21 protein-coding genes are annotated in these 18,622 nt (G+C 60.3%); 16 read left to right on the top strand and 5 right to left on the bottom strand.

All coding sequences use genetic code 11. The annotated features are described in order from the left end of the window. Nucleotides 1-122: 122 nt before the first annotated feature. A complete protein-coding gene (ppk2, locus tag H3H45_RS13165) occupies nt 123-953 on the top strand; it encodes a polyphosphate kinase 2 (RefSeq protein WP_182834198.1) in 831 nt (276 codons plus the stop codon). Between the two features lie 230 nt (nt 954-1,183). Here ppk2 and H3H45_RS13160 read toward each other — a convergent pair whose 3' ends face one another. Beyond that, nucleotides 1,184-2,449 carry a uracil-xanthine permease family protein gene (locus H3H45_RS13160; RefSeq protein ID WP_182834197.1) on the bottom strand — a complete coding sequence of 422 codons (1,266 nt, stop codon included), beginning with the start codon at nt 2,447-2,449 and terminating at the stop codon, nt 1,184-1,186. 2 nt (nt 2,450-2,451) lie between these two features. Next, nucleotides 2,452-3,090 carry a uracil phosphoribosyltransferase gene (upp, locus tag H3H45_RS13155; RefSeq protein ID WP_182834196.1) on the bottom strand — a complete coding sequence of 213 codons (639 nt, stop codon included), beginning with the start codon at nt 3,088-3,090 and terminating at the stop codon, nt 2,452-2,454. A 197-nt stretch (nt 3,091-3,287) separates the two neighbouring features. Here upp and H3H45_RS13150 point away from each other — a divergent pair, with 197 nt between their 5' ends. Together H3H45_RS13150 and H3H45_RS13145 are read left to right on the top strand one after the other, a co-directional pair. Beyond that, entirely contained in the window at nt 3,288-3,845 is a 558-nt protein-coding gene (locus H3H45_RS13150; protein WP_182834195.1) for a hypoxanthine-guanine phosphoribosyltransferase, read from the top strand. Between the two features lie 198 nt (nt 3,846-4,043). Then, entirely contained in the window at nt 4,044-4,517 is a 474-nt protein-coding gene (locus H3H45_RS13145) for a WbuC family cupin fold metalloprotein (RefSeq protein ID WP_182834194.1), read from the top strand. Nucleotides 4,518-4,579: 62 nt separating this feature from the next. On the opposite strand, the gene dauA is transcribed toward H3H45_RS13145, so the two are convergent. Continuing rightward, nucleotides 4,580-6,301: a C4-dicarboxylic acid transporter DauA gene (gene dauA / locus H3H45_RS13140; RefSeq protein WP_182834193.1), complete on the bottom strand. Its 1,722-nt coding sequence runs from the start codon at nt 6,299-6,301 to the stop codon at nt 4,580-4,582. A gap of 146 nt (nt 6,302-6,447) precedes the next feature. Between dauA and H3H45_RS13135 the strand changes: the two genes are divergently transcribed. Together H3H45_RS13135 and mqo are read left to right on the top strand one after the other, a co-directional pair. Beyond that, complete coding sequence (locus H3H45_RS13135; RefSeq protein ID WP_182834192.1) at nt 6,448-6,735, top strand: PA4642 family protein; 288 nt, start codon at nt 6,448-6,450, stop codon at nt 6,733-6,735. A 389-nt stretch (nt 6,736-7,124) separates the two neighbouring features. Next, complete coding sequence (gene mqo, locus H3H45_RS13130; RefSeq protein WP_182834191.1) at nt 7,125-8,615, top strand: malate dehydrogenase (quinone); 1,491 nt, start codon at nt 7,125-7,127, stop codon at nt 8,613-8,615. A 45-nt stretch (nt 8,616-8,660) separates the two neighbouring features. Here the strand turns inward: mqo and H3H45_RS13125 are convergent, their stop codons facing one another. After that, nucleotides 8,661-8,894 carry a hypothetical protein gene (locus H3H45_RS13125; RefSeq protein ID WP_182834190.1) on the bottom strand — a complete coding sequence of 78 codons (234 nt, stop codon included), beginning with the start codon at nt 8,892-8,894 and terminating at the stop codon, nt 8,661-8,663. Nucleotides 8,895-9,061: 167 nt separating this feature from the next. On the opposite strand from H3H45_RS13125, the gene H3H45_RS13120 reads away from it, so the two are divergent. After that, nucleotides 9,062-9,646 carry a YajG family lipoprotein gene (locus H3H45_RS13120; protein ID WP_182834189.1) on the top strand — a complete coding sequence of 195 codons (585 nt, stop codon included), beginning with the start codon at nt 9,062-9,064 and terminating at the stop codon, nt 9,644-9,646. 58 nt (nt 9,647-9,704) lie between these two features. Here the strand turns inward: H3H45_RS13120 and H3H45_RS13115 are convergent, their stop codons facing one another. Continuing rightward, nucleotides 9,705-9,917: a hypothetical protein gene (locus tag H3H45_RS13115; protein WP_182834188.1), complete on the bottom strand. Its 213-nt coding sequence runs from the start codon at nt 9,915-9,917 to the stop codon at nt 9,705-9,707. A 264-nt stretch (nt 9,918-10,181) separates the two neighbouring features. On the opposite strand from H3H45_RS13115, the gene H3H45_RS13110 reads away from it, so the two are divergent. The 10 genes from H3H45_RS13110 (at nt 10,182) to H3H45_RS13065 (ending at nt 18,607) form a co-directional block, all read left to right on the top strand. Then, nucleotides 10,182-10,466: a hypothetical protein gene (locus tag H3H45_RS13110; protein WP_182834187.1), complete on the top strand. Its 285-nt coding sequence runs from the start codon at nt 10,182-10,184 to the stop codon at nt 10,464-10,466. A gap of 620 nt (nt 10,467-11,086) precedes the next feature. After that, nucleotides 11,087-11,914 carry an outer membrane lipoprotein-sorting protein gene (locus H3H45_RS13105; protein WP_182834186.1) on the top strand — a complete coding sequence of 276 codons (828 nt, stop codon included), beginning with the start codon at nt 11,087-11,089 and terminating at the stop codon, nt 11,912-11,914. A gap of 17 nt (nt 11,915-11,931) precedes the next feature. Beyond that, a complete protein-coding gene (locus H3H45_RS13100) occupies nt 11,932-13,302 on the top strand; it encodes a hypothetical protein (protein ID WP_182834185.1) in 1,371 nt (456 codons plus the stop codon). Beyond that, on the top strand, nt 13,277-14,248 hold the full coding sequence (locus tag H3H45_RS13095; protein ID WP_182834184.1) for an ACP S-malonyltransferase: 972 nt from the start codon (nt 13,277-13,279) through the stop codon (nt 14,246-14,248). Before H3H45_RS13100 ends, H3H45_RS13095 begins: the two co-directional genes overlap by 26 nt. A 32-nt stretch (nt 14,249-14,280) precedes the next feature. Further along, nucleotides 14,281-15,330 carry a hypothetical protein gene (locus H3H45_RS13090; protein WP_182834183.1) on the top strand — a complete coding sequence of 350 codons (1,050 nt, stop codon included), beginning with the start codon at nt 14,281-14,283 and terminating at the stop codon, nt 15,328-15,330. A gap of 2 nt (nt 15,331-15,332) precedes the next feature. Then, nucleotides 15,333-15,701, top strand: coding sequence for a holo-ACP synthase (gene acpS / locus H3H45_RS13085; protein ID WP_173208939.1), 369 nt, complete (start codon nt 15,333-15,335; stop codon nt 15,699-15,701). Between the two features lie 26 nt (nt 15,702-15,727). Next, on the top strand, nt 15,728-16,483 hold the full coding sequence (gene fabG / locus H3H45_RS13080; protein WP_173208937.1) for a 3-oxoacyl-ACP reductase FabG: 756 nt from the start codon (nt 15,728-15,730) through the stop codon (nt 16,481-16,483). Nucleotides 16,484-16,492: 9 nt separating this feature from the next. Then, nucleotides 16,493-17,074 (top strand): 3-hydroxyacyl-ACP dehydratase FabZ family protein, encoded by a 582-nt coding sequence (locus tag H3H45_RS20290; RefSeq protein ID WP_173208935.1) that lies wholly within the window; start codon nt 16,493-16,495, stop codon nt 17,072-17,074. Nucleotides 17,075-17,117: 43 nt separating this feature from the next. Beyond that, nucleotides 17,118-17,411 carry an acyl carrier protein gene (locus H3H45_RS13070; protein ID WP_173208933.1) on the top strand — a complete coding sequence of 98 codons (294 nt, stop codon included), beginning with the start codon at nt 17,118-17,120 and terminating at the stop codon, nt 17,409-17,411. Nucleotides 17,412-17,458: 47 nt separating this feature from the next. Continuing rightward, nucleotides 17,459-18,607, top strand: a complete 1,149-nt coding sequence (locus H3H45_RS13065) for an aminomethyltransferase family protein (RefSeq protein WP_182834182.1) — start codon at nt 17,459-17,461, stop codon at nt 18,605-18,607. Nucleotides 18,608-18,622: the final 15 nt, after the last annotated feature.

Genomic DNA, 18,622 nt, shown 5'->3' with positions numbered 1-18,622 from the left:
GTGCGCGGGCGTGCAGCACCAGCAGCGCAGGGCATAGAGGCATGTTGTTGATCCAGCGCATGGAAGGCCGGCATCTGGCGATCTAGGCTAATTCTTGGCTATCACCAACGACGGGATTCGACATGAGCAAACACAAGGGCAAGCACAAACAGGGCACCGCCGAAGCAGCCGAGGCTGCCGGCGCCAAACTGTCACGCAAGGAGTACGAGCAGCAGTTGCATGATCTGCATGTCGAACTGGTGAAGTTGCAGCAATGGGTGGTAGCCACCGGCGCCAAGGTAGTGGTGGTGTTCGAGGGCCGCGATGGTGCTGGCAAAGGCGGCACCATCAAGGCGCTGACCGAGCGGGTCAGTCCGCGGGTGTTCCGCGTGGTGGCGCTGCCGGCGCCGACCGAGCGGGAAAAGAGCCAGATGTACGTGCAGCGCTATGTCCAGCACCTGCCGGCGGCCGGTGAAGTGGTGATCTTCGATCGCAGCTGGTACAACCGCGCCGGCGTCGAGCGGGTGATGGGCTTCTGCAACGAGACGCAGCTGCGTAAGTTCCTCAATGGCGCGCCGCTGGTCGAGCGCAACATGGTCGAGTCGGGGATCATCCTGCTCAAGTACTGGCTGGAAGTCAGCCCGGAGGAGCAGGAACGGCGCCTGCGCGCGCGCATCGAGGATGGACGCAAGACCTGGAAACTGACCGCGATGGACATCAAATCCTACAATCGCTGGGACGCCTATACCCAGGCCCGTGACGAGATGTTCGAGGCGACCGATTCATCCTGGGCGCCCTGGTTCGTGGCCCGCTCCGAGGACAAGAAACGCGTACGTCTGAACCTGATCAGCCACCTGTTGCAGCAGATCCCCTACGAGGAAATCCCACAGCCCAAGGTCAAGTTGCCCAAGCGCAAGGTCGGCGCCTACAAGGCGGCCAACTATCCCTTCAAGTTTATCGCCGAGCCGTTCTGAGAACCTGTCTAGGATCTCTTGATCGTCGGCCATGCTGCGTTGCAATTGGGCTCGAACTGCTCATTTACACCTCGTAAACTCCGCGTTCTCGCCCAATTGCGCCTTGCCTGGCTCTAGCTCAAAAGACCCTAAACAGATTCTGAGGCAGGATTGGGTGCTCCTGTTCGGGGCGCCTGGTTAGCGCCGCGTGAACCGCATGAAAAAGCCCCGCGAGTGCGGGGCTTTTTCATTCAGATTTCCGGGTCCAGCGGCGGGTGCTTGTGCCAGGCACTGCCGCCCGGCAGCACCAGGTTCAGCAGCAAGGCGCTGATGGCACAAAGGGAAATGCCGGACAGGGCGAAGTCGCCGTTGCCGATCACCATGCCGCCGATACCGAATACCAGGGTCACCGAGACGATGATCAGGTTGCGCGCCTCGGACAGGTCGACCTGGTGACGGATCAGGGTGTTCAGGCCAACTACCGCAATCGAGCCGAACAGCAGGCACAGAATGCCGCCCATCACCGGCACCGGGATGGCCTGCAGCGCCGCGCCGAACTTGCCGATAAAGGCCAGGGCGATGGCGAAAATGGCTGCCCAAGTCATGATCTTCGGGTTGAAACTCTTGGTCAGCATCACCGCGCCGGTGACTTCGGCATAGGTGGTGTTGGGCGGCCCGCCAAAAACGCCGGCCGCCGAGGTAGCCAGGCCGTCGCCGAGCAGGGTGCGGTGCAGACCAGGCTGTTTGATGAAGTTCTTGCCGGTCACGCTGCCAATCGCCACGACCCCGCCGATGTGTTCGATGGCGGGTGCCAGGGCCACCGGCACCATATAGAGAATGGCGCCCCAGTGCAGTTCGGGAGCGACGAAGGCCGGCATCGCCAGCCAGGGTGCGGTGGCGATGCCGCTGCTGTCGATCACACCGAAGAAGGCGGCCAGCACGCAGCCAACGACGATGCCGGCGATGATCGGTACCAGGCGCAGCAGGCCACGGCCAAGCACGGCCACCAACAGGGTGGTGATCAGTGCCGGCATGGAAATCAGCATGGCGGTTTCGTAAGGTACCAGCTGCACGCTGCCGTCACCGGCCTTGCCCATGGCCATGTTTACCGCCACTGGCGACAGGGCCAGGCCGATGGAGATGATCACTGGGGCGATCACCACCGGCGGCAGCAGGCGGTCAATGAAGCCAGCGCCTTTGATCCGTACCAAAGCGCTGAGCAGGATGTACACCAGGCCGGAGGCAACTACGCCTCCGAGTACGGCAGGCAGGCCGAATTCACCCTTGGCGGCGAGAATCGGCGCGATGAAGGCGAAGCTGGAGGCCAGGAATACCGGTACCTGGCGCCCGGTGACCAGTTGGAACAGCAGGGTGCCGATGCCAGCGGTGAACAGCGCGACGTTGGGGTCCATGCCGGTGATCAGCGGCATCAGCACCAGGGCGCCGAAAGCGACGAAAAGCATCTGTGCGCCGGAAACCACCTGGCGCCAGAGTGGATCGTTGTATTCATCCTGCATGCTCAGGCGTCCTTCTGTTTGGTGCCGAAGATCTTGTCGCCAGCATCGCCGAGGCCGGGAATGATGTAGCCGTGCTCGTTGAGGCACTGGTCGATGGAGGCGGTGAAGATCATCACGTCCGGATGGGCGTCGTTGACCACCTTGATCCCTTCCGGTGCGGCGACCAGGACCATGGCGCGGATTTCCTTGCAGCCGGCTTTTTTCAGCAGGTCGATGGTAGCGACCATGGAGCCGCCGGTAGCCAGCATCGGGTCGATGATCAGCGCCAGGCGCTCGTCGATTTCCGGGGCGAGCTTTTCCAGGTAGGTGTGCGCTTGCAGGGTTTCCTCGTTGCGCGCCACACCGACGGCGCTGACCTTGGCACCGGGGATCAGGCTGAGCACACCTTCGAGCATGCCGATGCCGGCGCGCAGGATCGGTACCACGGTGATCTTCTTGCCAGCGATCTTCTCTACCTGCACGGTGCCGGCCCAGCCCTGGATTTCGCAGTTTTCCAGGGGCAGGTCGTTGGTTGCCTCGTAGGTGAGCAGGGCGCCCACTTCCTGGGCCAGTTCGCGAAAGTTTTTCGTGCTGATATCGGCGCGGCGCATCAGGCCGAGCTTGTGGCGGATCAGTGGATGGCGGATCTCGCGGATGGGCATGCAGGGTCTCCGGGAAGGGCGGCTGAAATACTGTCTAGAGTAAAGCACTGGTCATGCCAGCTGGACGATGCGCAGTTTACTGACTGACTTGAGTAAGTGGTCAGAAAATATCCGCCCAGACTTGCCCTGGCGCATCAGTCTGAGTACCTTTGCCGACCATTTTTTAACCAGACGATTTATTCGCCCCGGAGAACCCCATGTCTGCCGACCTCGCCCACATCCGCCAAATCATGGCCGAAGCCGATTGCCTGTACACCGATGCACAGGTCGAGGCGGCCATCGATAAAGTCGCTGCGGTGATCAACGGTGAGTTGGCCGAGAGCAATCCGGTGGTGTTCTGCGTGATGAATGGCGGCCTGATCTTCGCCGGCAAGCTGCTGCCCAAACTGGGCTTCCCGCTGGAGCTGTCGTATCTGCACGCCACCCGCTACCGCAGTGAGACCACTGGCGGCGAGTTGTTCTGGAAGGCCAAGCCGGAAATCTCCTTTATTGATCGCGAAGTGCTGATCATCGACGACATCCTCGACGAAGGGCACACCCTGTCGGCGATCATCGACTTCTGCAAGCACGCCGGTGCCAGCCAGGTGCACACTGCGGTGCTTATCGACAAGATCCACGACCGCAAGGCGCGCCCAGACCTCAAGGCCGACTACGTCGGTCTGCCCTGCGAGGATCGCTTCATCTTCGGTTATGGCATGGACTACAAGGGCTACTGGCGTAACGCTGCTGGCATCTACGCGGTCAAAGGCCTCTGATCCTGCTTACGATCTGCTGCGCGTCGACCATGCTGCGTTAAAAGCGCGCTCGGAAAGTGGCTTGCCACTAACGCGCTTCAGCGCGGCCCGAAGGGTGAACTCGGCGAATACTGCTCATTTACACTCAGTAAACTCCGCGTCCTCGCGCACTTTTGCCTTGCCTGGTTCTAGCTCGCGAGATCGTAAACAGGATCAAACATGAAAACGCCGGCCTTCCTCGATCGTGACCTGTTCGCCGCGCTGACCGTCAGGGCGGCGCAGAGCCCGCGCCAGCGCAGCCACCATAACCTGCATGAGATGGACGAGCCCTGCCACCGCTTGGCGGTAGGGCTGCAGCCGGATACCTATATCCCGCCCCACCGCCATCTGGCAGCCGACAAGGCCGAGACCCTGCTGGTGCTGCAGGGGCGACTCGGCCTGCTGCTGTTCAGCGAGAGCGGCGAGCTGCAGGAAACCCGACTGCTTGAAGCGGGCGGTGACTGCCTGGGGGGCGATCTGCCGCCGGGGCAGTTTCATGCCCTGGTGGTGCTGGCGGCAGACAGCGTGCTGTTCGAATGCAAGGCCGGCCCCTACCGCGCCTTGGCCGAAGGCGAGCAGGCCAGCTGGGCGCCGCGCGAAGGCGAGGCCGGCGTGGCCGACTATCTGGCCTGGATGCGCGCGCAGTTCATCTGACCTTTGTGTAGCCCGGATGCCATCCGGGAAGCCGGCGAATTCGCGCCCGGATTGCATCCGGGCTATGGATTAGCCGCTTGCTCCAGCCAGCTCAGGGCCTTGGCCCGTGCCTGCGGCAGGGTGCGGGTATAGGCCAGGCGGTGATTCTCCAGATGCACGCCGGCACGCCGCAGCTTCAGGCGCAGACGCGGCGACACGCCGGCCAGGACCAGGCCGATACCGTGCTTGCGGTAGTCGTGCAGCACGTTCTCCAGGGCCGCCAGGGCGGTCATGTCCAGCAGCGGCACCGCGCTCATCTCGACGATCACCACCTGCACTTCCGGGTTGAAACGGCGCAGCACGCTCAGCGCCTTCTCTGCTGCACCGAAGAACAGTGGGCCGCGAATACTGTAGGCCAGCACCTGCTCCGGCAGTTCGCCAAGCAGTTGCAGCTGGCTGCGCGGTAGTGCGGTGGTATCGGTCAGCTCGCTCATGCGCTTGATGAAGATGCCGGTCGCCAGCAACAGGCCGACGCCGACCGCCAGGACCATGTCGAACAGCACGGTGAGCAGCAGGCAGGTGAGCAGAACCAGCACATCGCTGCGTGGGGCAATGCGCAGGGTGTGCAGCACGTGGCCCGGCTCGCTCATGTTCCACGCCACCATCAGCAGCAGGGCGGCCAGTGCGGACATCGGCAGATAGCTGAACAGAGGCGCCAGGAACAGCATGGCCAGCAATACCACGGCGGCATGGATGATTGCTGCCAGTGGCGAAAAGGCCCCGGCGCGTACGTTGGCGGCACTGCGGGCGATGGCGGCGGTGGCGGTGATGCCGCCGAACAGCGGGGCGACCAGATTGCCCAGGCCCTGGCCGATAAGCTCGGCATTCGGATCATGCTTGCTGCCGGTCATGCCATCGGCGACCACGGCGCACAGCAGCGACTCGATGGCGCCGAGCATGGCGATGGCGAAGGCTGGTGCCAGCAGCTGGCGTATCAGCTCGAAGGACAGCACCAGAGGCTGGCCATCTGGCCCCGGCAACTGCCAGGGCCAGGCAAAGTTCGGCAAGAAGGGCGGTATGCCAGGATGACTGACGCCGTCCACGCTATAACTGAAGCGCTCGCCCAGAGTCGCCACCGGCAGACCGAGGCGTTCCAGCAGCAGCGCGAGCAGGGCGCCTACAGCCAGGGCGACCAGGTGGCCGGGTACCTTGGGCACTAGTTTCGGCCACAGCAGCAGGGTCGCCAGGCTGGCGCTGGCGATCAATACATCACCGGGGTGGAAGTCCGGCAGGGCCTGGCCGATCAGCTGCAGATGCTCGACCACATGCTGTGGCGCACCAGCCAGCTGCAGGCCGAGCAGGTCCTTGATCTGCAGCACGGCAATCACGATGCCGATGCCAGCGGTGAAACCCAGGGTGACCGGGTAAGGTACGAATTCGATCAGCTTGCCGGCGCGGCCCAGGCCCAGGGCTATAAGGATCAACCCGGCCAGCAGGGTGCAGAGCAGGAGGCCGCCGATGCCGTATTGCTGCGTGATCGGTAGCAGAATCACCACAAAGGCAGCGGTCGGCCCAGAGATATTGAAGCGCGAGCCGCCGGTCAGGGCGATCAGTGGGGCGGCGATCAGCACGGTGTACAGACCGTGCTGCGGCGGTACGCCTACGGCAATCGCCAGGGCCATGGCCAGGGGAATGGCGATGATGCCGACGGTCAGGCCGGCGCTCAGGTCGCCACGCAGAGCCGTCAGGCTATAACCGGCACGCAGGGCCTGGCGCCAGGCGGCAAACAGCTGGGGTAGCGGCATCGCAGTCTCCGTGTCGACAGTCCGCAGTATAAAGGCTTGCGAGTCGTGTGGGATTGCGTTGGCGCAAGTCATTTAGTCGCGTTGAGCGCGCTGGCGGGCAAGGGTAAACTGCCGGCCCCGTGATGGTCGCCGAGCTGGAGTGCGTGATGCGTAAAGACAAGAAACAGGTGATTGGCGAAGAAATCAGCGAAGACTCGATCAAGCTGTTCCTCGCGGTCGAGCCGGCCGATGCCACGCCGCCGTCCCTGCACAAGCTGATCAAGGCCTACCGCGGCCTGCGCATCGACGATTTCGAGCGGTTTCTCGGCTTTTTCAAGGACGCCGGTTACGACCTGAATGCCAAGGATGCCCAGGGCAACGATTTCATCGCCCTGATTCAAGATCAGCGCCTGGCCGAACCCTATATCGAGGCGATCAAGGCCGCACGCGGCTGATTCGGCCAATAAACAGGATCGGCGGATGTTATCGGCGCAATTTTTGCGTCTGAAAATGCGTCATTAATGGTATTGTGCGCGCCGTAAAACCGCCCGGCAAAGGTCGGCTTGCGCCTGTTTGGCAGGCGTGCGGTGGATCCAGCCTTGAGCGCTTGCAGGCTCGGCGGGCCATAACGGCGGTGTTGTAGAGTTTGAGCGCATGGGTTGCCCACAGGTGGCGCATGCCAATGAGAGGTGGTGAGGAATCGGGTCAGGCCGAGTCAACGGCCCCTGATGATCGTCGCTGCGATATTCCAGGCACCTGTCTGGCTGTCAGTGATTAGTGGTTGATGCGCGGCTCAAAAGGCCGATGCCATCAATTTGGTACTGCAGATCTTGGAGAAGCGTTAATGACGCAAGTCAATCACGAAACTGTGGATGTGCTGCTGGTCGGCGCTGGCATCATGAGCGCCACCCTGGCGGTGCTGCTCAAGGAACTGGATCCCAGCCTCAAGCTGGAGATTGCCGAGCTGCGTTCCTCGGGTGCCATCGAGAGTTCCAACCCGTGGAACAATGCCGGTACCGGTCACGCCGGTCTCTGCGAGCTGAACTACACGCCGCAGGCGGCCGATGGCTCGGTCGACATCAAGAAGGCCGTGCAGATCAACACCCAGTTTGAAGTCTCCAAGCAGTTCTGGTCCTACCTGTGTGGCAAGAACGAGTTCGGCTCGCCTAAGAACTTCATCAACCAGGTGCCGCACCTGAGCTTCGTGCGGGGCGACAAGGACATCAGCTTCCTCAAGACCCGTTTCGCACAGATGAGCAAGCACCACGCCTTCGCCGACATGCAGTACAGCGAAGACCAGGCCGCCATGGCTGAGTGGATGCCGCTGATGATGCAGGGCCGCGATGCCAGCGAACGTATCGCCGCTACTCGCTCTGTGAATGGCACCGACGTCAACTTCGGCGCACTGACCAATCAACTGCTGCATTACCTGGCCAGCCAGGGCGGCATCAATGTCAGCTACAACCAGAAAGTCACCGGCCTCAAGCGCAGTGGCCAGGGCTGGTCGGCCGAGATTAAGAACAGCAAGACCGGCGAGCAGCGTGAGGTTTCCGCCAAGTTCGTCTTCCTCGGCGCCGGTGGTGGCGCCCTGCCGTTGCTGCAGCTGTCCGGCATTCCGGAAGGCAAGGGCTTCGGCGGCTTCCCGGTGAGCGGCCAGTGGCTGCGTTGCGACAACCCGGAAGTGGTCAAACTCCACCAGGCCAAGGTCTACAGCCAGGCCGAAGTCGGCGCGCCGCCGATGTCGGTACCGCACCTCGACACCCGCGTGGTGGATGGTAAGACTTCGCTGTTGTTCGGTCCTTACGCCGGTTTCACCACCAAATTCCTCAAGTACGGCTCGTTCCTCGACCTGCCGCTGTCTGTACGCCCGAGCAATATCGGCCCGATGCTGGCCGTGGCCCGTGACAACATGGACTTGACCCGCTACCTGATCAAGGAAGTGCTGCAGTCCCAGGAGCAGCGTCTGGAGACCCTGCGCAAGTTCTATCCGCAGGTCAAAGCCGAGGACTGGACCCTGGAGATTGCTGGCCAGCGCGTGCAGATCATCAAGAAGGACGCCAAGAAAGGCGGTGTCCTGCAGTTCGGTACTGAGCTGGTGTCGGCTGAGGATGGTTCTATCGCAGCCCTGCTGGGCGCTTCGCCGGGCGCTTCGGTGACCGTGTCGATCATGCTCAACCTGATTGAGCGCTGCTTTGCCGAGCAGGCCAAGAGCGAAGCCTGGGCGAGCAAGCTCAAGGAAATCTTCCCGGCTCGTGAGTCCGTTCTGGAAGAGAATGCCGAGCTGTACCGCGAGGTCAGTGAGCAATCAGCCAAGCGCTTGCAGCTGAATGCCTGAACTGTCTGATGCTCGATAAAAAAACCGCCTCTCGGGGCGGTTTTTTTATGCAGTTACCAGCGTTCGCGGGCGACTGAATTGTTGCCGGGACAGGATGATCTCACTGACGGGCAGCGGTTGGCCCAGCCAGCAGGTGCGCAATTCCCTGACCTGTACCCAGCCTGGCTGGGAAGGCAGCACAGTGCTCTCACGCAAGGCGCGGCAGCGGCCATCACTGTCCAGCAGGGCGTAGCAGCGCATCTTGCGGCGCGGGCTGAGCAGGCTCCACAAATTCATCATCAGGCTGTCCTCTTGATTTGCCCAATCCTTATCCCATGGCCGGGTGACAGGGGCATGACAGGAACTGGTGCGGCGCTGGCGTGGTCAGAAAAACCAGCTGTCAGCCCAGAATCCTGCTGGTTATACTGCCGGCCATTTTCCGTAACCCCCTTCTGGAGAGATCAAGCATGATGAACCGTGCGCTGCTCGGCCTGATCGCCCTGTTCAGCCTGGCCCTGGTCGGCTGTGCCCACAGCCCGCAGCAACTCAAACCGCAACCGCGCCTCAATGCGGCTCTGGTCGCCGTTGGCCAGGGCCAACCGGTAGTGGTGCGGGTTGCCGATGGACGTGCGTCGCCGAATCTCGGCACCCGTGGCGGTCTTTATCCGGAAACCAGCGCGATCAGCGTGCAAGGCCAGGACATCCTGCCGCGCCTGCAGGCCGAGGCCGAGGCCGCCGTGCGCCTACTCGGCTTCACCCCGAGCGCCAATGCCTACAACGCGCCGCAGTTGACCCTGACCCTGGCCGACCTCAAGTACCAGTCGCCGAAAGAGGGTCTTTACGTCACCGAGGCCGATATCAGTGCCACTTTCCGCGTCGATGTACAGAACAGCACCCGCCGCTATAGCGGTCGCTACGGTGCCTCGCTGAACCAGCGTTTCGGCATGGCGCCGAACCAGGAAACCAACACCAAGCTGGTTAGCGATGTGCTCAGCGATGCAATGACCCGTGCCTTCAAGGACCCGGCCATCGGCCAGTTGCTGACCCAGTAAGTCTTTGCAGCATGAAAAAAACCCGGCTCAGGCCGGGTTTTTTCATATCCGGCCCGCGTCAGGCCGCTTCGTGGTACAGATCGGGCAGGCTGATGCCGGTCTGCTCGTCGATATCCGGCAGGTCATAGTGCTCGTGACCGCCCAGGGCGCAGTAGGCCAGCCAGTGGTGATCCTGCACATTGATGGACAGCTCATCGATCAGCGTGATGGCTTCCATATCGTCCAGTGAGTCGATCAGGTAATCACGATCCTGCGGTTGCGCACTGAGCATGCTGCATATCTCCCTAGTCTGGTTGTTGTCCAATGGCTACTGCTTAGCCAGGCAATGACTGAACATAGTCGACGAACATGACGATCATCAGACCGATTGGTAATGGCTTCAGTGCCAGAAGCTACTTCGTCGGAAACGACAGCCATGCACGCAGGGCTTAGGTAGAATCCGCGACCGTATTTTGACTGCCGGCTATTTCCTGGCTGCCATTCCTTTCGTTGCCCCGGCGCTATGTGCCGAGGTCGCCTGAAGCAGAGGTTGCTGATGTCGCTGCAGGTTTTCTGGTCGCTGCTGTTCAATCACCCGGCCCAGGTGGTCAACAGCCTGGCTCTGTTTTTCGCCGTTGCGGGAGCCTGGTTGCTACTGGCCACACGCTTTCGCGAACAGCGTGCGGTTGCTGGCCTGGTTGTTGGCAGCCAAGTTGAACTGAGCGACGAGGCATCGCTGCTGAGTGAATCAACGCGGCGTTTGAATCGCTTTTTCTATGTCTTTGCCGGCATCACGCTGCTGGCGGCCTTGCTGTTGTCCTGGTTCAGCACCGGGCTTTAAGCGCTTTAGCAGGTCAATTCGCCCGCTCTGTGCGGGCGATAGCTCTCTTTAGCCGGTTTTTGCTGAATCACCAGGGGTGATTCATACCGCAGAAACGGCCATTCATCCTTTTTTCATTCCGCCCGCTCATTCCCGGCTTATCCGACATTTTTCCGTTCCGACGGGCGATTCGGCTGCTAGGCGGAAAAATTGTGCGCAACATACAGTGCACTAATCACTCGTGTGGCATTGCTTGGTGCCTCTTGCTTGGGCCTCTCTAGAGCAGACGTTACGGTGATTAAATCGATCCGTTTTCGTGACTTATTGGTCACGAAAATTATGGCTATTTAAGTGCCCTAAATATAATGATTGTGACAATTGCAGGAGCGTTGTTGTTTTTCTTTTGGCCGATTTAAATTGAGTTTTGCAATTCATTTGGTGACCGCTTTAATGTGAGCTGGTTCGTGCTCGGCAGCTTCCTGAAAAAGACGCTGTGTTGACAGTGGCGCAAATGTAAAAATAGGATGCGCCAGCGTTTTCTGCGTACTAAAGCGACTCCATGGAAGTAGAGAGTCGTTAATAAGAATAATAATTTCTGCAATATTAGGCTGCCGTTCCAATTGGTAGTGCAGGGGAAAGGGATGCAAGCTTCTGTTGTTTCTATTCTATTGGCACTTGGGCTGTTTGCTGTTTCGTCGAATAGTGCGGCGGCTCCTGAAACAGTGTCTGCAGATAGATCTGTTATTTCCTCCGTAACCACCGAAGAATCCTCTCCGGCTGTCGCGATCATTCGTCGTGCCGACCGTATTCGCGCTCCCGCCGAACCCTTTCGTTATGCATTGACTCTGGTCGAAATGAAAGGCGAGCAAGAAGTTTCCCGGCAAAGCCTTGATGTCGCCATGCGCTTTTATAAGCCGACTGCCGAACAAGCCGGTGATGCCCGCGCCTTGGTGCGCTTTGTTGATCCGCCGACTGAACGTGGCAAGTCGCTGTTATCAATCTTCGATAAACTTTGGTATTACGAGCCAAAGTTGCGCCGGCCCATACCTATTTCCCGTCAGCAGCGCTTGGTTGGACAGGTTTCAAATGGCGATGTGGTCGCCACTGATTTCGATCTTTCCTATATTGCGACAGTCGCGGCTACGGAAGACTGTGACGGGCGCCCGTGTTACCGCCTGGAGTTGCAGCGCCGTTGGCCGCATGTGACCTACCCGAAGATCAGTTACTGGGTGGATGTGGAAAATTCCCGGCCGTTCAAGGCGGAATTTCTCTCGACCGGCGATAAGGTGCTGAAGCGCGCCTGGTACAAGGATTACAAGTTGGCCCTTGGTGAATATCGGCCACACGAGATCTACATCGAAGACAGCCTGAAGAAAGAGCAGTACACGCGCATGCTGTATTCCGATGTGCGCCTCGAAGAAGTTCCAGAAGCCTACTTCCAGAAAGAATATTTGCTGCGCTTGCGCTAATTGAAGTCGGTGTCTTGATGATGCGCAAATGGATTTTGCTGGCGCTCGGTGCAGGCGTTGGAATGCAGGTCTGGCCTGTGCAGGCCGTGGATTGCAGTGCGGGCGGGTATTCCGGGGTCGAGGCGGGGCAGGCGCAGGTGCGTGATGCCAAGCTCAATCCGCAGGGCGATTTCAGTAAGGATCAGCGCCACTCTGCGCTGTACAGCGAACTGAACGTCGACTGTGCAGTGGATGCCACGAAGTTGCATGTGAGTGCCTATGGCGAGCGCATGCAGAATTACGGTGAAAGCGGCAGTGCGCAAGGCAATGATGGCTACGACAATCACGGTTTTATCCGTGAAGCCTATTTGTCATTAAGTCCGAATGAATCTCTGTTTGTGGATGTTGGGAAAAAAGATATTCGCAACGGCCAGTTTTTCTTTGTCAGTCCGTTGGATTTTTTGCAGAACCCTGGAAATTATTCGTCGCGGGGTGTGATCAATGCCATGGGCGTTTCCTGGCGTGATAGCTATCGCGAAGGTTCGGTAGCGCTACAGGCATCATGGTTCAATCAATATGGCACGGTTGAATTGGCCGCCATTCCGCAGTTGGCGAATGAGTCGAGTAAGGCGCGGGTTGCCGAATGGACGACGCTGCAACGGACAAATAGCGAAGAACGTTATTACGCGGCCTATACCTCGTCGTTATTTGAGGATTTCAATCCGCGCTTTGTTCTGCAGGGTGGTGAAAACTTCGGTGCCGGTCTCGGTACCAGCGGTTTTTTGACGGACGACTGGATTCTTAACTTGGAACTGGCGGCGCGTGATCGCAGTGATATCCGCGAAACCAGTTCTGCGGCACTGGCCAAGTTGCAGTCTTGGCAGTTCCCGAGCGCCGATGAAATTTTTATCGAGCAGCAACGTGATGTATTTACCCAATTTGCTGCCGGCTTGCGCTATGCCACGGAGAATAACCTGGCCATTTCCGTGGAATACCTGTTTCAGGATCAGGGGCTGGATGAAAAAAATTGGGATGATTACTTCGACTTCCTCGATGTGACGGAACAGGCCTATCGCTTCAGTGGTGCCGAGGTGTTTCGGGATTATCAACTGTTGTTTGTCCAGGAAGCCGATAACACGGTACGCCGCGATCTGATGCTGGGGCGTCAATATTTGATGGCGCATGTCCAGCGCGATCAGGCGGAGTTGCAAATGCTGTCGTGGGAAACTTCGACTATCTACAACATTGAAGATCAAAGTTTTGCGTTGAATCTGCACCTCTCCTCGCAACTTAGTCGGCACTTTGAAGTTTATGTCGGCGGCGGTTATCTGGGTGGGCAGGATCGCAGTGAATTTGGTCGATTGGGAACCAGCGGGGTGGGATATGCAGGCGTACGAGCAATCTGGTAACGACACGCACGGCTGTGCCCTGCTGTTTCCTGGGCAGGGTACTCAGCACATCGGCATGGGTAGCGATGTTTGCGATCAGTCGCCGATTACCGCCCGTGTCTGGGACTGTGCCAGTGATATCGCCGGCTTCGATGTCCGTCGGCTGTGCCTGAAAGGGCCGCTGCCCAAGCTGGACAAGACCCAATACCAGCAGGTGGCCGTGACCACGGTGAACATCGCCTGCCTCGAAGCGCTGCGCGCCAAGGGGGCCGTGGGCGAGTCTTGCGTGGCGGGTCATAGCGTCGGTGAGTTCTCGGCGCTGTATGCCGCCGGCGTGCTGAGCCTGGAAGACGTGTTCCGTGGTGTAGCCGCTCGTGGCCAGATCATGCAGGCCCTGGCCGAACAAACCGAGGGTGCGATGTATGCGATCAAGGGCATTGACCGTGATGGCATCGCCGAGCTGATCGCCCTGCACGAACTGGCCGACCGCATCACCGTGGCCAACGACAATTCGCCCCGCCAGCAGGTGATATCCGGTTGCAAGCTGGCGCTCAAGGAGCTGCTGCCGGTGCTTCTGCGCGAAGGCTTCGAGCAGGTTCGCCTGCCGGTCAATGGTGCCTGGCATAGCAGCCTGATGCGTCCGGGCGCCGAAGACTTCCAGGTGGTGATCGACAGCCTCAGCTTTGCTGAGCCGCGTGTGCCGGTATTCGGCAATCAGGCGGCTGACCGCCTGAGCAGCATCGAGCAACTGCGTGCCGACCTGGTGACCAACCTGTACTCCACCGTGCGCTGGCGCGAAACCATGCACAACCTGGCTGCCAGCGGTGTGCGCCTGTGTCTCGAAGTCGGCCCGAAGAAGGTGCTGAGTCGCCTATTGCTGGATTTCCCGGCGCTGCAGGACCAGCTCAGTACGCGGCATGTCGCCGAGCTGATCGTAACGAAACCGGCTTCGGCCGTGACCGAGTAATCAGCGGCCGACTGCCCGGAGATTCCTGAACCATGCTTCCGACTTTTCAGCGACACCTTGGCCGTTACGCCGTGGCTCTGTGGTTCGGTCTCACCCTGCTGTGCCTGCTGCTGGCCTTTGCCCTGGTGCGCAACAGTGCCGAACTGGGTCTGGTGCAGTTGCTGCTGGCCGGTGGCGCGATTGCCGCCGGGGTTAGCTTTGGTGCCTTTCGCGATGCGCCTGGGTACTGGATCTACAGCACGCTGGCACCGAAATTCATGATGTCCAGGGACGAGCTGAGTGCGGTGCGCAACCTGCGGATCACGCCAGTGCTGCGCTGGCTCAACCCGCTGCAGAGCCCGCTGGGCATGCCGGTGTTACTTACGCTGTTGGTACTGCTGCTGTTGGTCGCGGGCCACAGCCTGTTTCCTGAGCAGCGTGGCGTGGTTGTCATGGTGGTGATGGGGGGGGTGTTTCCGCTGTTGCTGTGCTGGCTGCTGCTGGGCAGTGCCCGCTACTTCCTGGTACTGGCCAGCCCGGAAGGTGAAAACACCCTGCGCCAGGGGCTGAGCTGCCCGCGTCAGGCGGCGAGCTATCGGCGCGAGGACCTGATCATCACCCTGGCCATCAACTGGGTACTGATCTGGCCCCTGCAGGACAAGCCGGAATTCAGTCTGGCGTCGGGCTACGGCACGCCCGAGTTCATGGTCGCGGCGCTGCTGCTGATCTGGATCGCTGGGTTCTTCACTTTGCTTGGTGCACGCCGCTCTCGGCTGTTTTCGCGGGTCGGCGAGGGTCTCTCCAGCCTGTTCAGCGCCGATGCTGTCTCTGCGCGACCGGGACGGCCACTGCTCCAGCGCCTGCTTGCCTACTACGGCGTATTGGCGCTGTGGACCCTAGGTTGCTGCCTGATGCTCAGCCTGTTGCCGCTGGTTCTGCCATTCGCTTTGTTCTGTCTGTTGCTGCTCCCCGCTCTCGGTTGGGTTTTCTGGCAGGAGCGCGGCTTGACCCTGCAGCGTGATGCCGAGCAGGCAACGCAGTTCATCGACGAGCAGGCGGTGCCGCCCGTGGCCGTGCCGCGGCGCATGGCGGAGTTCAACTGAGCATGCATATCGGCATCGACATCGTGCAGATCGAGCGTATCCGCACCGCCAGCCAGCGTAGCGGCGAAGGTTTCATGACGCGGGTCTACACCGAACGCGAACTGGCTTACATCGGCAACCCCGAGGAGAACGCGGAGCGGGCTGCCGGTATCTGGGCGGCCAAAGAAGCAGCGGTGAAAGCCCTGGGTACCGGCTTTGGCGACGGCATCCTGTTTCACGACATGGAAATAGAACACGAGGAGAGGGGGCGGCCGTACCTGGTATTGGCCGGCCGGTTTCGTGAAGTCATGCAGCAGTCAGGTTTGAGTGCGGCGAGTTTGAGCATATCCCACTGCGGCACGCACGCAGTGGCGGCAGTTGTGCTCGGTTAACAACCAAAAAGACGATAGGTCAGACAATGGCAACGTTTTCGGATTTGCAGGGGAAGGTCGCGCTAGTGACCGGGGCAAGTGGCGATATCGGCCTGGCGGTGTGCGAGAAATTGCTGGAGGACGGTTGCAAGGTGTACGCCACCTACAACAGCAATCCGACACGCCTCGGCGAACTGGCGGATCGTCAGGAATTCGCCGGACGGGTGATCGCGCTGAAGTGCGACATCACCAAGAAGGATGAACTGGAAGCGGCCATGACCACCATCGAGGAAGCAGACGGCAAGCTCGATGTATTGGTCAACAATGCTGGCAAGTACCGCGACAACCTGTTCTCGCTGATGGAGTACGAGGAATTCGACGACGTCATCAAGACCAACCTCTACGGCACCTTCATGGCCACCAAGGCGGCCCTGCGCATGCTGCGCAAGGCCAAGTTGGCGACCGTGGTCAACGTGTCTTCGATCGCCGGCATGACCAACAGCTTCGGGCAGACCAACTACAGCTCGGCCAAGGCCGGGATGATCGGCTTCACCCGCACCCTGGCCGCCGAACTGGGCTCCAAGGGCGTGCGGGTGAATGCGGTGGCGCCCGGCCTGATCGAGTCGGTGATGACCAAGCGCGTACCGCGCAACGTGATCCGCCAGACCCTGTCGGTGATTCCTCTGCAACGCATGGGTGAGACCCGTGAAGTGGCCGAGGCGATTGCCTTTCTCTGCTCCAGTTCATCGAGCTACATCGTCGGCCAGACGCTGGTAGTCGATGGCGGCCTGATCATGCGTTAAGGAGGCTCCATGGCCGATTCCGAAGAAAGTCTCGTTGCACCCTCGATGCTCATGAAGATGGGCCCCTGGCGTTACCCGTTCTTCCTGGTCGACAAGATCTGCGAGTTCAAGCGCGGTTCGCGTGGCTACATCACGGCGGTGAAGAACATCTCGTTCAATGAGCCGCAGTTCACCGGGCACTTCCCGGACAGCCCGATCATGCCGGGCGTGCTGATCGCCGAGGCGATGGGCCAGACCAGCGACTACCTGACGCTGCTCACCGCCTTCTGTGAAGAGTACGAGCAGCGTTTCGAGTGTGACCTGTCCGCGCGCCGCGATCTGCAACAGGCCCTGCATTCGGAGGCCGGCCTGGAAATCATTGCCGGTATCCGCAAGAAGTGGGGCGGCGTGTTGGCCTCCCAGGACCTCAAGTACAAGAGCGTCGTGGTGCCTGGCGACACCTTGTTCATGCGCAGCGAACTGATCATGAAGGACCCGGCCGGCTTCAGCCATTTCAAGGTCGAGGCGCGCATCGGTCGGCGGGTGACCACCACCGGCAAGCTCGCCAACTTCTGGTTCGACATGTCGAAGCCGTTCAACTACCCAGGCTAAACCCCAGGCCAGGCTACAACCGCCATTCAGCGAGGAATAAAACATGGACAAGCAACTGCAAGCAGTGATCGAGCAACGCCAGAGCGTGCTGAACAAACTCAAGGAAAGCCTGATCGATCGACTGAATCTGTACCAGAGCAAAGAGCAGATCGACGACGACACCCCGCTGTTTGGTAGCGGCCTCAAGCTCGACTCCGTGGACGCCACCGAACTGGTGGTGATGCTCGACGAAGAGTTCGGCGTGCGCATCACCGAGGGCGACGATCCGTCCTACATGCGCAACGTCAATTCCCTGGCCTCTTTCATCATCCAGCGCCAGGCCGCTGCCGCCGCCTGATCGGCCGCCGCACGCAATCCGCCGCCCACTTTTTAAGGAGCACTTTCATGAGTCTGGAATCCATTCATCAAGCCGCCGGTGCCACTCTGGTTGAACGCAATGGCGTGAAGATCCCGCTGCACTATGGCCATCCGGCCGAAGAACATCTGGCCTCGCGCAAAAACATTCTGATGGTCGACTACTCGCACTTCGGCATCGTCGAAGTGCAGGGCGACGATGGCTACGACTTCCTCAATCGCGTGGTTGGCGGTGACCTCTCGGTGATCCGCGACGAGCAGGCGCTGTACACCCTGCTGCTGAATGACCAGGGGCAGATCGTCACCGACCTCTATGTACTGTGCGATGACGAGCGCTTCCTGCTGATCTCCGAGTGGATGCGCGGCGACAAGCTGGCGGCCAGCCTGCAGGCCCTGGTCGGCGACGAAGAGGTGCAGATCAGCGCACAGAACGACAAGCTCACCACCACCCTGTTCGAAGGTCCCTACAGCTGGGAACTGATGGCCGAACTGTACGGCTTCGATGTGCTCGGCCTGCCGTTCCTCGAGTTCATGCATGTCGATGACGCGATCCTGTTCCGCTCCGGCAAGCACGGCGAGTTCGCCTTCAAGGTGCTGACCTCCAAGGAAGGCGCTGCCGACCTGTGGCAGCGTGCCAGCGAGGCCGGTGCCAAGTTCGACATGAAAGCCGGCGGTATCTACTTCCAGGGCAAGTCGCGCCTGGAAAACCCCTGCTGGGATCCGGCCCTGGTGGGTGAATTCAGCACCTGCCCGATCGAGCTGCAACTGCAGTGGGCGGTGCGCTACGACAAGGACGAGTTCATCGGTCGCGAGGCCCTACTGGCCAAGCTGGAAGAGGGCGCCAAGCAGCGCGTGGTCGGTTTCGTGGTCAAGGGCGACGGCGCGACGCTGGGCCTCGGCGATGCCGTGTTCAGCGGTGAACAGCAGATCGGCAAGGTCATCACCCTCGGTCATTCGGTGGGTGTCGATGGCTACATCGGCCAGGCCCTGCTCGACAGCGAGTACGCCTATGCCGGCATCGACCAGTACCAGATCGCCGGCACCGCGGGTCACGTAGCCATCAACACCTGCGCGATTCCGTTCCTGCAGAACTTCAGCTTCATGGTCAACCCGGCGGAGCACAGCTATGTCGATGCCTCGCGACCGAAGAGCCTGATCGAGCAGCAGGCCAAGGCCTGATACGTCGCAAACAAC

It is taken from the genome of Aquipseudomonas guryensis, assembly GCF_014164785.1.
GTDB lineage: Bacteria > Pseudomonadota > Gammaproteobacteria > Pseudomonadales > Pseudomonadaceae > Aquipseudomonas > Aquipseudomonas guryensis.
The sequence above is the reverse complement of the archived record's forward strand: the minus strand, read 5'-3'. Positions and strand labels throughout refer to the sequence as shown.